The organism is Nocardioides sp. JCM 18998 (assembly GCF_055391535.1).
The window spans coordinates 930683-944503 of sequence record NZ_AP043886.1; the positions used below are offsets into that span (position 1 = coordinate 930683).

General features: G+C 72.3%; 14 protein-coding genes. 3 read left to right on the forward strand and 11 right to left on the reverse strand.

What is annotated here, in order from left to right:
- Positions 1–121: 121 nt before the first annotated feature.
- From ACZ5L9_RS04430 to ACZ5L9_RS04440, 3 genes are all read right to left on the reverse strand, one after another.
- Entirely contained in the window at positions 122–478 is a 357-nt protein-coding gene (locus ACZ5L9_RS04430; protein ID WP_464534323.1) for an NADH-quinone oxidoreductase subunit A, read from the reverse strand.
- A 203-nt stretch (positions 479–681) separates the two neighbouring features.
- On the reverse strand, positions 682–1386 hold the full coding sequence (locus ACZ5L9_RS04435) for a demethylmenaquinone methyltransferase (RefSeq protein ID WP_464534324.1): 705 nt from the start codon (positions 1384–1386) through the stop codon (positions 682–684).
- 8 nt (positions 1387–1394) lie between these two features.
- Positions 1395–2012, reverse strand: coding sequence for a hypothetical protein (locus tag ACZ5L9_RS04440; protein WP_464534325.1), 618 nt, complete (start codon positions 2010–2012; stop codon positions 1395–1397).
- 93 nt (positions 2013–2105) lie between these two features.
- Here ACZ5L9_RS04440 and ACZ5L9_RS04445 point away from each other — a divergent pair, with 93 nt between their 5' ends.
- Positions 2106–3410 carry an isochorismate synthase gene (locus ACZ5L9_RS04445; protein ID WP_464534326.1) on the forward strand — a complete coding sequence of 435 codons (1305 nt, stop codon included), beginning with the start codon at positions 2106–2108 and terminating at the stop codon, positions 3408–3410.
- Between the two features lie 14 nt (positions 3411–3424).
- Here the strand turns inward: ACZ5L9_RS04445 and ACZ5L9_RS04450 are convergent, their stop codons facing one another.
- The 7 genes from ACZ5L9_RS04450 to ACZ5L9_RS04480 form a co-directional block, all read right to left on the reverse strand.
- Positions 3425–3703: a YciI family protein gene (locus ACZ5L9_RS04450; protein WP_464534327.1), complete on the reverse strand. Its 279-nt coding sequence runs from the start codon at positions 3701–3703 to the stop codon at positions 3425–3427.
- Positions 3703–4338 carry an MBL fold metallo-hydrolase gene (locus ACZ5L9_RS04455; RefSeq protein WP_464534328.1) on the reverse strand — a complete coding sequence of 212 codons (636 nt, stop codon included), beginning with the start codon at positions 4336–4338 and terminating at the stop codon, positions 3703–3705. Before ACZ5L9_RS04455 ends, ACZ5L9_RS04450 begins: the two co-directional genes overlap by 1 nt.
- A 48-nt stretch (positions 4339–4386) precedes the next feature.
- Entirely contained in the window at positions 4387–4566 is a 180-nt protein-coding gene (locus ACZ5L9_RS04460) for a DUF5999 family protein (protein ID WP_464534329.1), read from the reverse strand.
- Between the two features lie 204 nt (positions 4567–4770).
- Positions 4771–6651, reverse strand: a complete 1881-nt coding sequence (locus tag ACZ5L9_RS04465) for a Na+/H+ antiporter (RefSeq protein WP_464534330.1) — start codon at positions 6649–6651, stop codon at positions 4771–4773.
- A gap of 27 nt (positions 6652–6678) precedes the next feature.
- Entirely contained in the window at positions 6679–8334 is a 1656-nt protein-coding gene (menD, locus tag ACZ5L9_RS04470; protein WP_464534331.1) for a 2-succinyl-5-enolpyruvyl-6-hydroxy-3-cyclohexene-1-carboxylic-acid synthase, read from the reverse strand.
- Entirely contained in the window at positions 8315–9280 is a 966-nt protein-coding gene (locus ACZ5L9_RS04475) for an o-succinylbenzoate synthase (protein WP_464534332.1), read from the reverse strand. The genes menD and ACZ5L9_RS04475 overlap by 20 nt, the downstream gene beginning before the upstream one ends.
- Entirely contained in the window at positions 9277–10317 is a 1041-nt protein-coding gene (locus ACZ5L9_RS04480) for an AMP-binding protein (RefSeq protein ID WP_464534333.1), read from the reverse strand. Before ACZ5L9_RS04480 ends, ACZ5L9_RS04475 begins: the two co-directional genes overlap by 4 nt.
- Before the next feature lie 37 nt (positions 10318–10354).
- Between ACZ5L9_RS04480 and ACZ5L9_RS04485 the strand changes: the two genes are divergently transcribed.
- Positions 10355–11644, forward strand: coding sequence for an MFS transporter (locus tag ACZ5L9_RS04485; protein WP_464534334.1), 1290 nt, complete (start codon positions 10355–10357; stop codon positions 11642–11644).
- A gap of 41 nt (positions 11645–11685) precedes the next feature.
- Complete coding sequence (locus ACZ5L9_RS04490) at positions 11686–12936, forward strand: MFS transporter (protein ID WP_464534335.1); 1251 nt, start codon at positions 11686–11688, stop codon at positions 12934–12936.
- A gap of 7 nt (positions 12937–12943) precedes the next feature.
- On the opposite strand, the gene ACZ5L9_RS04495 is transcribed toward ACZ5L9_RS04490, so the two are convergent.
- Positions 12944–13816 (reverse strand): 1,4-dihydroxy-2-naphthoate polyprenyltransferase, encoded by an 873-nt coding sequence (locus tag ACZ5L9_RS04495; RefSeq protein WP_464534336.1) that lies wholly within the window; start codon positions 13814–13816, stop codon positions 12944–12946.
- Positions 13817–13821: the final 5 nt, after the last annotated feature.

Here is a 13821-nt window from a genome sequence, read left to right on the forward strand (position 1 = left end):
CAGTGCCCTCCTGAGGGTCGCGAGGTGCGTGCGCCGCCAAGGCCGAGGAGCGAAGGCGACCATGGGGGCGGAGCGGTCGTCGAGCGACGAGAACGCTGGCGGTGTGCGTGCATCGCGGGCCTCAGTCCCACTCGAGTCCGCCGCGTCGCCACACGTACGCGTAGGCGACGAAGACCGTAAGGATGAAGAGCCCCATCTCGACCAGCCCGTAGACGCGCAGCTGATCGAGGTAGACCGCCCACGGGAGCAGGAAGATGATCTCGACGTCGAAGACGATGAAGAGCATCGCGATCACGTAGTACTTCACCGGGAACCGGCCGTCGAGGGCCTGCGGGGTGGGTTCGATACCGCACTCGTACGCATCCGCCTTGGCCCGGTTGGCCCGCCGGGGGCCCACCAGGGCGCTCATCGCCACCGAGCCGATCGCGAAGGCGGCGGCCAGGGCGAGCAGCACCAGGATCGGTGCGTAGAGATGCATCGAGAGCTCCTCCCGGGACACCGTCATTGCGACTTTGTGAATCCGTTCACGTGTGTCCCGGATCACATATTGCCACTGTCGCCGGTAAATGCAAGGGGCTAGAAATGGCGTGTCCCCGACGTGTAAAGGACACGTCGGGGACAGGCTGGAGCAGGGCGGAGCGTGCCCGTTCGCGGGCCGATCTCGCGCGGGCGGAGCGGGCGTCAGGCGCGGCCGTGGTGCAGCGCCACGATGCCGCCGGAGAGGTCGGTCCAGCCGACCTCCGACCAGCCCGCCTCGCGCAGCAGCGTGGCCAGCCCGGCCTGGTCGGGCCAGGCACGGATCGACTCGGCGAGATAGACGTAGGCGTCCGGGGAGGACGAGACCGCGCGGGAGACCGCGGGGAGCGCCTTCATGAGGTACTCCATGTAGACCGTGCGGAACGGCTTCCAGGTCGGGTGCGAGAACTCGCAGACCACGATCCGGCCACCGGGCCTGGTCACGCGGCGCAGCTCGCGCAGGCCGGCGACCGGGTCGACGATGTTGCGCAGGCCGAAGGAGATCGTGACCGCGTCGAAGGTCGCGTCCTTGAACGGCAGGCGGGTGCCGTCGCCGGCCGTGAACGGCAGGTGCGGCTTGGCGGCCTTGCCGACCTTGAGCATGCCGAGCGAGAAGTCGCAGGGCACGACCCGAACAGAGTCAGGGCCCGCGTCCCCGGTCAGCAGCGCCTGCGAGGACGTACCGGTGCCCGCGGCGAGGTCGAGGACGAGCTCGCCGGGCTGCGGCGCGACGGCCGCGATGACGCGCTTGCGCCAGCGCCGGTCCTGGCCCATCGAGAGGACGTCGTTGGTCACGTCGTAGCGACGCGCCACGGCGTCGAACATCCGGCGGACCTCGCCGGGCTGCTTGCCGAGATCGGCGCGGGTCACCGCCGGCCTCAGCTGATCTGGGAGAGGACCAGGTCAACGACCTTGGCGACGTCGGAAGCGGCGACCGACGGCGCGGTCACCTGGACGGTGAGGTCGCCCTTGCTCGCCTGGCACTTGGTCTGCGCCGGCTGCACCTGGCCGCCGGTGGCGACCGTGCCGGTCACGATGCAGGTGGCGTCGCCCACGGGCAGGAGCTGGTCGACCGAGGAACCCTGCTGCAGCTTGGACGGGTCGGAGATCTCGCCCGGCGAGACCGCGCCGCCACCGGCCCGGAAGGCCTGGACGAAGAAGATCGACTGGCCGTTGTCCTTCAGGTAGATCGTGTTGCCGAACGCCCCACCCGTGGTCTTCTTCAGCTGGCTGTCGCCGTAGTCGAGCTCCTCCTGGACGGCCTTCACGATCTGGTCCTCCTGGCCGGCGACACTCGTGTTGCCCTTCCACGATGCCGGGTCGGTGGCCGAGGTGTAGCCACCCGGCAGCGTCTTCGGCAGGGAGATCGCACTGGTGTCCGCCTCGTCACCGACGGCCTTCGGCAGGAAGACGGCGAAGAGGACGACGAGCGCCAGCGCCACCGCGCCGAACGCAATACCGGTCAGGGGAACTTCGCTGTTACGGGTGTCGCTCACGGTCTCTCCTCATTCGTGGTCGCAGTCACGCTACCGGGCTGAGGGTGCGTGGCCACAACCGGGCCGCGTGGCGCAGCGGGCTAGTCTCAGCGGGTGTCTTTGAATGAGCCGGCCTTCGACGTGCCGGCCCTGGTCGCACACACCAGGGTGGTCGACGACCCCGGGATGGTCCGTGCCCTGCTTCAGCTCCTTCCCGCGGCCGAGACGGGCAGCGACCTGGTCTCCTGGGTGCGCCGCGGCGACGGCCTGGTCGGATGGGGCACCGCGGCGCTCGTACGGACGGCGGGGCCGACGCGCTTCGCCGACGCGGCGAAGTGGTGGTCGGAGCTGACCGCGCGGGCCACCGTCAGCGACGAGGTCGGCGAGCCCGGCTCCGGGCTGGTCTCCTTCGGCTCGTTCGCGTTCTCGGACGCACCAGGCGACTCGGTCCTCGTGGTGCCGGCGGTGGTCGTGGGCCGCCGAGGCACCACCACCTGGGTGACCACCATCGCCGAGTCTTCAGCAGGAACCCTCGAGTCTGCAGCCAGAACCGCCGAGTCTGCACTTCCGGCGGCGGCAACTGCAGACTCGACGGTCCTGGGTGACAACTCGGCGGTCTTCGCGGCGTTCGACGGCGAGCGCTGGATGGAGATCGTCGCCGACGCGGTGGCACGCATCAACCGCGGCGACCTGGAGAAGGTCGTGCTCGCCCGCGACCTGGTGGCCACCACGGCCGAGCCGATCGACGTACGCGCACCGCTGGCCCGGCTCGCCAGTGCCTACCCGATGTGCTGGACCTTCCACGTCGACCGGCTCTTCGGCGCGACACCGGAGCTGCTGGTGCGCCGCGAGCGCGGCCTGGTCACCTCGCGCGTGCTCGCCGGGACGATCCGTCGTACGGGCGACGACGAGCACGACCTCGCGCTGGCCGCGACGCTCGCCCGCTCCTCCAAGGACCTCGAGGAGCACGAGTACGCCGTCCGCTCGGTCGCCGACGCGCTCGAGCCGCACTGCTCCTCGATGAACGTGCCCGAGTCGCCGTTCGTGCTGCACCTGCCGAACGTCATGCACTTGGCCACCGACGTGACCGGGGTGGCCCGCGACGACCGGAGCTCGCTGCAGCTCGCCGAGGCGCTGCACCCCTCCGCCGCCGTCGGCGGCACGCCGACCGCCGACGCCGTCGCCCTCATCGCCGAGATCGAGGGGATGGAGCGCGGCCGCTACGCGGGGCCGGTCGGCTGGCTGGACGCCTCCGGCGACGGCGAGTGGGGCATCGCGCTGCGCTCCGCCGAGATCGTCGACCCGACCACCGTCCGGCTCTTCGCCGGCTGCGGCGTCGTCGGCTCCTCCGAGCCGTCCGACGAGCTCGCCGAGTCCAACGCCAAGCTCATCCCGGTCCGCGAGGCCCTCGGCGGGTAACACGCCGTCGGCGCCTACAGGCCGAGCTTGTCCTTCCAGGAGCCCATCCCGATCGTCCACTCGGTGACGACCCGGGTGGCCACCGTGCCGGCGGTCCAGAACGGGTCGCCATCGAGCCAGGCCTCGAGCTCGGCCGGCTCGGCCTCGTAGACGATGACGGCGCCGCCGGCGGCGGTCGGGCCGCTCAGCACCAGGTCGTCGCGGGAGTCGAGGAACGCGCGGTGGGAGGGTCGCAGCTCGTCGCGCTTGGCGGCACTGCCCTCGGCGTAGTCGTAGAGCACAACAGACAGCATCAGAGGTCCTCCCCGTCCTTGAGGCGCTTGAACTCCTGGCCGGTCGTGGCCAGGAACCCGCCCATCAGGTTGTCGACGACGCCGTGGCCGGCGTCGCTGTAGATCCGGTCGTGGATCGCGATGTTGGTCGGCGCCTTCACCTCGCGGACGAAGTCGATCAGCTCGGAGGCGCGCGCCCACGGGGCGGAGGCCGGGGCGAGCAGCACGTCGATGTCGGTGCCGGGGCCGGTCAGGGCGTCGCCGGGGTGGAAGACCTTCCGGTCCCCGAGCGTGAAGAGGTAGCCGGAGTTGAAGAAGCGCGGGAGCTCGGGGTGGATCACCGCGTGCAGCTCACCGACGGCCGCCACCGGGACTCCGACGTCGAACGTGTCACCCGGAGCCACGATCGTGGTCCGCTCGAAGACCTCGGGGGCGTCCTCGCGGATCTTGGCCGCTACCGCGTCGATCGTCCACACCGGGACGTCGACGGCCTTGAGGTGGTCGGGCAGGTAGTGGTCGACGTGCTCGTGGGTGATCAGGATCGCGTCGGTGCCGTCGAGCGCCTCGCGGTCGGTGAAGACGCCGGGGTCGAGCACCACCGTGGTGCCCTCGTGCTCGATCCGGACGCAGGCGTGGCCGAACTTGGTGATCCGCATGCGGTCAGCCTAGACGCGCTCCGAGGGTCGTCTCGGAGGAGGAGCGGCTCAGACCATGTGCGGCACGCGCGCGATGACGCCCTGGGGCGTGAGGTAGGCCCCGTCATCGAAGAGGATGACTCCGTTGCAGAGCACCTCCCAGCCCTGCTCGCTGTGGTCGGCGACGACGTGTGCGTGGCAGCAGTCGGGCGCGGCGGCGTCCGGGCAACGCGGCGTGTGGTGACACATGTGCTGTTCCCCCTGGGGTTCGGTCCGGAGCGGGTGAGCTCCGGAGTCTTCGTTCCGGTACCAACGATCATGCGCCTCTTCACCGACAGAATCAGGACGCTCGTCCCGTTCTGTGGAAAAAGTCGCCGGAACGACGCACCTCCCCCACCCGACCGGGCCATCCCCGACCGCCCGTCGAGGCCACCGGACGGCCCCGAGCCCCGCTCAGGCGGTCTGGTGGTGGACGTAGCACCAGCGCCAGTCCTCGCCGGGCTCGGCGGACTGCATCACCGGATGCGTCGTCTCGTGGAAGTGCCGGGTCGCGTGGCGTCGCGGCGAGGAGTCGCAGCAGCCGATGTAGCCGCACCCCAGACACCGGCGCAGCGCCACCCATCGGGTGCCCTCCTCGAGGCAGCCTCGGCACGCCAGCGCGGCCGCCTCCGCATCCGAGACCACGGGCACCACCGGGTAGCGCTCGAGGTCTGCACAGGCGCCGCCGATGATCCGTCGCTCACGATGGGCGTCGCTGATCTCGGCCCGCTCGGCCTGGGCGACCTCCAGCATCGACTCCTCCACGTCGAGCGAGGCCAGTACGTCGGCGACCACGTCGGAGGGCACGGTCCCGCCACCGCGGATCTCGAGCACCCGGGTTCGCTCGGCGTCGATCATCGCGCACCGCACCCGGCTGTAGAGGTCGCTCGGCGACTCCTCCCCGGGCGCGGTGCCGAGCCGCTCCCAGGCGGCGAAGTTGCGCAGCTCGACGCGCTGTCGGATCGTCTCGATGACGCCGTGCGGGTCGTCGTACTCCATCTTCTCCAGGGCCTCCATGCCCGCCTTGCTGGCCTGCTGCAGCAGGGTCGCGCGAGCCAGGGCGTCGTCGACCGGGTCCGGGGACTGCACCCGCAGCCTCCGCGCCAGCCACGGCAGGGTCAGCCCCTGCAGGAAGAGCGTGCCCGCCACCACGGTGAAGGCGATCAGCAACAGCACCTCGCGGTAGGGGGCGCTGCGCGGGATGAGGTACGCGGCGGCGAGGGTGACCACGCCGCGCATGCCGGCCCAGCCGAGGATGGCCGTGTTGGTCCACGGCGTCGGCTGACCCGTGCTCGGGTCCGGGCCGGGGTGGATGAGCAGGTAGCGGGTGACGAAGACCCACACCATCCGGATCACGATCACCGCGACCAGGGTGGCCAGGCAGACCGTGATGATCCGACCGGCCGAGAGCGGGCTCTTGCGGACGTCGTCGAGCAGCCAGTCGAACTGCAGCCCGATGAGCAGGAAGACGGTGTTCTCCAGGAGGTAGGCGATGGTGCGCCAGTTCATCCGCTCGGCGATCCGTGACTGCGCGGTCTGCAGGACCGGCGCGCGGTGGCCGAGCAGCAGCCCCGCGACCACGACCGCGATCACGCCCGAGGCCTCGACCTTCTCGGCACTGATGTAGGCAGCGAACGGGATGATCAGCGACATCCCGGTGTCGAAGACGGGGTCGGTGACGTGCTTGCGCAGGTAGCCGACGCCCAGGTAGAACGCGATGCCGATGACGACGCCGCCGCCGGCCGCACGGACGAAGTCGAGCCCGACGTGCCACGGCTCCAGGCCGCCGGCGAGGGCGAGGATCGCGGTGCGCAGCGAGACCAGCGCGGTCGCGTCGTTGAGCAGGGACTCGCCCTCGAGGATGGTGACGATCCGGCGGGGCAGGCCGATGTGACGGGCCACCGCGGTGGCGGCGACCGCGTCCGGCGGTGCGACGACCGCGCCGATCGCCAGACTGGCCGGCCAGCCGATGGCCGGCAGCGTCAGGTGCACGATCGCGCCGACGCCGAAGGTGGTGGCGATGACCAGCCCCACCGAGAGCAACAGGATCGAGCGCCGGTTCGCGTTGAAGTCGACCAGCGAGGCCTGGATCGCGGTGGAGTAGAGCAGCGGTGGCAGCAGCCCGAGCAGGACCACCTCGGGCTCGAGGTGCACCTGCGGCATGGTCGGGATGTAGGAGATGGCGATGCCGGCGGTGATCAGGACCAGCGGCGCGGGCAGGTCGAACTTGCTCGACAGCCCCGTCACCGCCAGGACGCCGACCGCGAGCGCGGTCAGGAAGATCGCGATGTGCACGCGTCCATCATGTCGTCCCGGCGCGTGTCAGGGCCGCAGTGCTCGGATCCGATCGTCGAGGGCCCGGCGATCGGCGCGGCCCACGACCGCCTCGATCACCTCGATGCCGCCGTTCGGGTTGGCCAGCGCCTGCTCCAGCTCGATCGCGGAGCGGACCCGCAGGTGCGGCGTACGGGTGGCGGCGCACAGCGCGGCGATGTCGACGTGGTGGGGCGTGGCGAAGAGCCGCTCGAAGGCGTCCGCGTACTGCTCGGCTCCCTGCTCGAGGGTGGCGAAGATCGAGCCGCCGTCGTCGTTGACCACCACGAAGGTCAGGTCCGGGCGCGGCTCCTGGGGCCCGAGGATCAGCCCGTTGGCGTCGTGCAGGAAGGTCACATCACCCATCAGTGCCAGGTCCCGCGTCGACCCGTCCTTGCGTCCGAGAGCCGCACCGATCGCCGTCGACACGATGCCGTCGATGCCCGCGAGGCCGCGACTGGCGAGCACCTTGCGGCGGGCCCCGACCTCGTAGCGGGGCACCATCAGGTCCAGGTCGCGGATCGGGTTGGAGGGTCCGACGATCAGCTGCCCGCCGCCGGGCAGCGCGCGGGCGACCGCACCGGCCACCTCCTGAGGGGTCAGTTCCGGCTCCTCGGCGAGCAGCCGGTCGAGCTGGCGCCCGACCGACCGGTCGGCCTCGAGCCACTCCTCGAGCCAGGCCGTGTCGGCGCCGGGCTCGACCTGCGGCCGGGTGGTCACGAGCGGCCGGTCGACCCGGTGCGGCGGCGTCGCCCACACGCCCCGCGCGGGGGCGGCGATGATCTCGACGTCGGTGCGGGCGAGCAGCCGCGCGACCGGTCGCGACAGGGTCGGGTGGCCGAAGACGACCACCCGCTCGATCCGGTCGGCGAGCTCGGTCTCGAGCAGGATGCGATAGGTGCGCAGCGCGTTCTCGCCCGTACGGGATCCGCTGGACGGCTCGGCGAGCAGCGGCCAGCCGCCCGCCTCGGCGGTCTGGCGCGCCGGCGGACCCGCGTCGTCCCCGGCGACCACGACCGTCCGGCGGTCGTTGGCGATCGTCTCCTGGACGAGCGGCGTGAGCCCCGCGACCGGGGCCCGCACGTCGATGGCCGGCGGCGTCCAGCGATCCCCCGGCGTGAGCGGGTCGTCGAGCTGCACGTTGAGGTGGCACGGCCCCGGCTCCTGCCACACGATGTGCGCGAGGCGCTCGGGGACGTCGGTGATGTCCATCGACGGGACCAGCGGTCCGAAGATGCCGACCTGGTCGGTGGTCTGGTTGGCGCCGGTCCGCCGCAGCCGGGCCGGCCGGTCGGCGGTCACCAGCACGAGCGGCACGCCGGCGTGCGCGGCCTCGAGGGCGGCCGGGTGCAGGTTGGCCGCTGCCGTTCCGGAGGTGCAGAGCACCGCGGCGCGGGCGCCGTTCTTCGACAGGCCGAGCGCGAGGAAGCCCGCCGAGCGCTCGTCGATGCGGGTGTGCAGACGCAGCAGCCCCGCCTGGGCGGCGTCGTATGCGGCGAAGGAGAGCGGCGCGTTGCGCGAGCCGGGGGCGATGACGATCTCCTGCACGCGCGCCTCGATCAGCGCCGCGATGACCGCGCGTGCCGTCGTCGTGGCGCCGGGGTGCGCGTCACGGGACACGTCATGGGGCACGTCACGGGGCACGTCATGGGGCGAGGAGCTCACTCACCCTCCTCACGCGCTCGGTCCACCAGGACACCCTTTCAGGGGCGGCCTGGGCGTGTGCGAGCGCCCCGGGCGTCACCCGGAAGCCGGTGACCTCCAGCGCACCGTCCCGGACGGTGAGGGGGTCGGCGGTGAGGTCGCCGGCGAGCAGCTGACCGGTGGCCAGACCGCAGGCGTACGGCAGCTCCGGCAGCGCCGCGGCGAGTGCCACGCCGGCGGCGAGGCCCACCGAGGACTCGAGGGCGCTCGAGACCACGACCGGCATGCCGATCTCCTCGGCGATCCGCAGGCACGCCCGCACGCCGCCGAGCGGCTGCACCTTGAGCACCGCGATGTCGGCGGCCTCGAGCTCGCGGACGCGGTAGGGGTCCTCGGCGCGCCGGATCGACTCGTCGGCGGCGATCGCCACTCGCGTCCTCCGGCGCAGGTCGGCGAGCTCCTCGACCGTCGCGCAGGGCTGCTCGACGTACTCCAGGCCGCCGGCGGCGCGGTCGAGCACCGGCAGCTCGGCGATCGCCTGGTCGAGACTCCACAGCCCGTTGACGTCGATCCGGATGCTGCCGGAGGACCCCAGTGCGTCGCGGACGGCCTCGAGCCGCTCCTGGGCCTCGGCGAGCGTCTGGCCGGGCTCGGCGACCTTGACCTTCGCGGTGGTGCAGCCGCGCGAGGCGAGCACGATCTCTCTGGCGCGCTCGGGGCCGACGGCAGGGACGGTGACGTTGACCGGGACGAAGCGCCGCAGGGGCGTGGGCCAGTCGTTGTGGGCGGCCTCGCGGGCGCTGGCCAGCCAGGGTGCCGCCGTCGGGTCGTCGTACTCCACGAACGGCGAGAACTCGCCCCAGCCCCCGCCGGATCGAGCCGGGTCCCCCTCGATCAGCACGCCCTCACGGACCGTGATGCCACGGAAGCGGGTCACCATCGGGATCGACCAGACGTGGACCTTCACGGACGCTCCGCCGCGTCGTCGAGCAGGGCTCGCAGGGCGAGCCGGTCCGGCTTGCCGTTGGCGAGCAGCGGGATCTCCGGCAGGACGACGAGCTGGCGGGGCGCCCAGGTGCGCGGGTGCGCCGCGGCGACCCAGTCGCGCAGCTCGTCGAGCGTCGGGGGCGTCGCGGCCCGCTGTGCGCTCGGCTCGACGACCGCGGCGAGGCGGTTGCCCCACTCCTCGTCCGGCACGCCGAGCACCTCGGCATGCTCGAGCGACGGGTGCTCGCGCAGCCGCCGGGCGACCAACGCCGCGGGGACGTTGAGCCCGCCGGTGACCACCATGTCGTCGATCCGGCCGAGCAGCTGGAGTCGCCCGTCCTCGTCGAGGCGGCCGGCGTCGGAGGTCAGGAACCAGTTGTCGACCAGCGTCTCCTCGGTGAGCGTCCGATCGCCGTCGTAGCCGGAGAAGAGCGTCGGGCCGGAGAGCCGGACCCGTCCGTCGGTGCCGATCGCGAGCCCGACCCCGTCGAGCGGCAGGCCGTCGTAGACGCAGCCGCCGCAGGTCTCCGCAGAGCCGTACGTGCCCACGACCCGCACCCCGGCCTCGGCGGCGCGGGCCCGCAGCGACGGGTCGATCGGTCCGCCGCCGAGCAGCACGGTGTGGAACCCGGCCAGCGCCGCGGCGTCCTCCGGCGAGGACAGGTGGCGGCGCAGCTGGGTCGGGACGAGGGACACGAAGCCACCCTCGCCGAGCGCTCGCGCGGCCGCGGCGAAGGAGTCGTGCTCGTCCAGGAGCACCGGCTCGGCGCCCGCGGCCAGGGAACGGGTGATCACGTTGACGCCGGCGACATAGGCCGCGGGCAGCGCGAGCAGCCAGCGACCCGTACCGCCGAGCCTGCGGGCCGACAGCTCGACCGAGGCCGCCACCGCATCCCGGGAGAGGATCACCCGCTTGGGTCGCCCGGTCGACCCCGAGGTCTCGACGATCCACGGCGTTCCGTCGTCCGCGCCCCACCAGCGCGCGAGCGCCTCGGCGGTCGCCCGGGCGTTATCCATGTGACGAACGCTAGCCGCCCGTGGTCGGATGACGCTCATGCCCTCCCCTCGGATGTCGGGCCGGTCTCTTGCCGGCGTGGTGCCGCCCGCGGGCCTGACCCGCCGGCTCTGGTCGCAAGCCGTGCTGTTCAAGGCCGGCGACGGCGTCTTCACCACCGGCAGCGCCGTCTTCTTCGTCAAGGTCGTCGGGCTGACCGCGGCGCAGGTCGGCCTCGGCCTGGCGATCTCCGGCGTCCTGGCGCTGGCGACGGCCATCCCGACCGGCCGCCTCGCCGACCGGATCGGCGTCAAGCGCACCTGGGCCCTCGGCAGCATCCTGTGCGCCGCGATGTTCCTGGCATGGCCGTTCATCGACGGGTTCGCCACCTACGTCGTGATGGTCACGGCCTACTCGATCGTGGAGAACACCGCCGACGCAGGTCGACGGGCGTACACCCTCGACGCGCTCCCCGCCGCCGAGCGGATCAGCGGTCAGGCGTCCATCTACTCGGGCATGAACGTCGGCTCCACCCTCGGTGCCCTCGGCGGCGGCATCGCCCTCGCGTTCGACAGCCTCACCGTGATGCGCTGGATCCCGCTGTTGACCGCGGCGCTCTTCGCGATCAACGCCTTCTTCGTGGCCCGCCTCCCCTCCGCCGCGCACGACCTGGCCGCAGCCACCCCGGACGAGGAGCGGGTACGTCCCGACGGCCCGTCCGCGCTGCAGAACCGTCCCTACCTGGTGCTGCAGGCGTGCATGGGCTCGCTCTGGACGAACCAGACGCTCTTGAGCGTGCTCATCCCCCTGTGGCTGGTCACCGAGACCGACTCGCCGCACTGGCTGCTGGCGTGGCTCTTCGGGACGAACACGGTGCTGTGCATCTTCCTGCCGCACCTGACCTCGGCCGGGGTCAAGGACCTGGGCGACGCGCTGCGCCGGGTGCGCTGGTCGGCCGCGTTCTTCATGCTCTCCTGCCTCATCACGATGGTCACGCACTCGACCACGGGCCTGGTGACGGGGACGCTGGTCCTGCTCGGCCACCTGACGGTCACCGCCGCCGAGCTCGCCACCGGCTCGGCCGGGTGGATGTTCCAGGCACGGCTGCAGGACCCGCGGCGGCGTGGCGAGTACGGGGCGGTCGGGCAGCTGCTCAGCGGCCTCGGCGGCCGGTGGGCACCGGCCCTCTACACCTGGCTGGCGATCTCGTGGCACACCCTCGGCTGGGTGATCATCGGCCTCATCGTGGTGGCAGCGGCCGTGGTCGCGCACCCGGCCGCCCGCGCGGCGGAGCGCTTCGCCGCCCGTGAGTTCCCGGTCGAGGAGGAGCTCGGGGTCCTGGCCGCCTAAGTATCTTGACATCAAGACTTTACCGAAGCAGGCTCGGTGGGGTGAGCCGCTTGATGGACCGGATCCTCTCCGACGACCCGCTGATCCGCGCGATGGCGTACCAATCGGTGCTCTCCGCGTTCGGCGAGGGCGCCTTCCTCACCGGCAGCGCCGTCTACTTCACCCAGATCGTCGGGCTCAGCGCCGCCCAGGTCGGGCTGGGCATGACGATCGCCGGTGTCGCGACGTTCCTCGCCTCGGTGCCTCTGGGACGGGCCGCCGACGCGTTCGGCACCCGGCGGACCTGGATCGTCGGCTCCCTGCTCGAGGCGCTGCTCTTCGCCTCCTGGCTCGCGGCGCAGGACTTCGCGGCGTACGTGGCCGTCACCGTGGCGCTCGAGCTCGCCCAGACCTGGATGCGGTCGGGCCGCAACGCCTACCGCTTCGCCGTCTTCCCCCGGGAGGGCCGGGTGCGGTCGCTGGCGTACCTGCGTGCCGCCCGCAACGTGGGCTACACGTTCGGCGCACTCACCGGCGGCCTGGCCCTCGCCGCACACGAGGATCACCTCGTCGAGGGGGTGCCGATCCTCACTGCGGTGATCCTGCTGGCGAACACGTTCTGGGTCTCCCGGCTCCCGAAGGTCGCCGAGCGCGGCGACCACGACCACGAGTCGGCGCTCGAGGAGCTCACCGGCGGCGCCGCGCTGCGCAACCGCGGCTTCCTCGCCGCGACGTTCCTCGATGGGGTGCTCGCCACCCACCAGGTCCTGCTCAACGTGGTCATCCCGCTGTGGCTGGTCACCGAGACCGACGCCCCGCGGGTGCTGTTGGCCTGGCTCTTCGGCACCAACACGGTGCTGGCCGTGCTGCTCCAGGTGGCCGCCGCCCGCGGCGTCAACGACGTGGCCACCTCCGTCCGCGCCGAACGACGCGGCGCCGCCTGCTTCGTGATCTCCTGCGGCATCGTGCTCGTCACCCACGACACCACCGGCTGGTTGACGATCGCGCTCGTGTGGATCGGTCACGTCACGGTCACCGGGGCCGAGCTGTTCCAGTCCGCGGGCGGATGGGGCATCCAGGCCGAGCTCTCCGATCCGCGCCGCCGCGGCGAGTACCAGGGCGTCGCCAACCTCGGCAACACGCTCGGCACGGTCTGGGCGCCGGCCGCCTACACCTGGCTGGCCATGACGTGGGGAGCGACGGGCTGGCTGCTGATCGCCGCGATCATCGCCGTCGCCGCGGCCCTGCTCAGGCCGGCCACCGACGCCGCCCAGCGCTACCTCGACGCACTCCCCCAGCGCGTGGCCGCCTGAGGCTCCCTCAGGCGATGAAGAGCGGCACCGCGACCAGCAGCGCCCACAGCAGCTCGGCGACGCCGGTCTTCTGCAGCACCGGGATGAGCGCGGGCCCGGCGGCGCCGCCGCGCACGATCCGGGCACCCTGCAGCGCCACCACGAGGAAGCCGAGGCCGATCAGCGCCCACCAGCTGGTGCTGGCAGCGACGGCCACGACCGCGAGCGCCGCGACGGCGATCAGGGCGACGTAGAGGGCACGGGTGCCGCCGTCGCCGAGGCGTACGGCGAGCGTCAGCTTCTGCGCGACCCGGTCGGTCGGGATGTCGCGCAGGTTGTTGGCGACCAGGATCGCGCAGGCGAGCGCGCCGATCCCGACGGCCGCCCACAGCGCCGCCCACTCCCAGGTCTGGGTCTGCACGTAGACGGTGCCGACCACCGCGACCAGGCCGAAGAAGACGAAGACCATCACCTCGCCGAGTCCGGCATAGCCGTAGGGCCGCGAGCCGCCGGTGTAGTACCAGGCGGCGAGCACGCACAGGACGCCGACGAGCACCAGCCACCAGGCGGTGGCGGCGGCCAGCGCCAGGCCGGCCACGCCGGCCACGCCGAACGCCAGGAACGCCGCCCGCTTGACCGCGGCCGGCGTGGCGAGCCGGGACCCGGTCAGCCGCAGCGGGCCGACGCGCTCGTCATCGGTGCCGCGGATGCCGTCGGAGTAGTCGTTGGCGTAGTTGACCGCGACCTGGAGCGCCAGGCTCACCACCAGCGCGAGCAGAGCCCGCCACCAGGAGAACCCGCCGAGGTAGGCGGCGACGCCGCTACCGGCCAGGACGGGGCTGATCGCCGCGGGGAGGGTGCGGGGCCGAGCCCCTTCGAGCCACTGTGCAGGTGTTGCCACAGCCC

Coding starts and splice junctions, on each gene's coding strand:
- ACZ5L9_RS04460 (WP_464534329.1), bottom strand. CDS start 4,566: ATGTGTCACCACACGCCGCGTTGCCCGGACGCCGCCGCGCCCGACTGC.
- ACZ5L9_RS04430 (WP_464534323.1), bottom strand. CDS start 478: ATGCATCTCTACGCACCGATCCTGGTGCTGCTCGCCCTGGCCGCCGCC.
- ACZ5L9_RS04480 (WP_464534333.1), bottom strand. CDS start 10,317: ATGGATAACGCCCGGGCGACCGCCGAGGCGCTCGCGCGCTGGTGGGGC.
- ACZ5L9_RS04455 (WP_464534328.1), bottom strand. CDS start 4,338: ATGCGGATCACCAAGTTCGGCCACGCCTGCGTCCGGATCGAGCACGAG.
- ACZ5L9_RS04450 (WP_464534327.1), bottom strand. CDS start 3,703: ATGCTGTCTGTTGTGCTCTACGACTACGCCGAGGGCAGTGCCGCCAAG.
- ACZ5L9_RS04485 (WP_464534334.1), top strand. CDS start 10,355: ATGCCCTCCCCTCGGATGTCGGGCCGGTCTCTTGCCGGCGTGGTGCCG.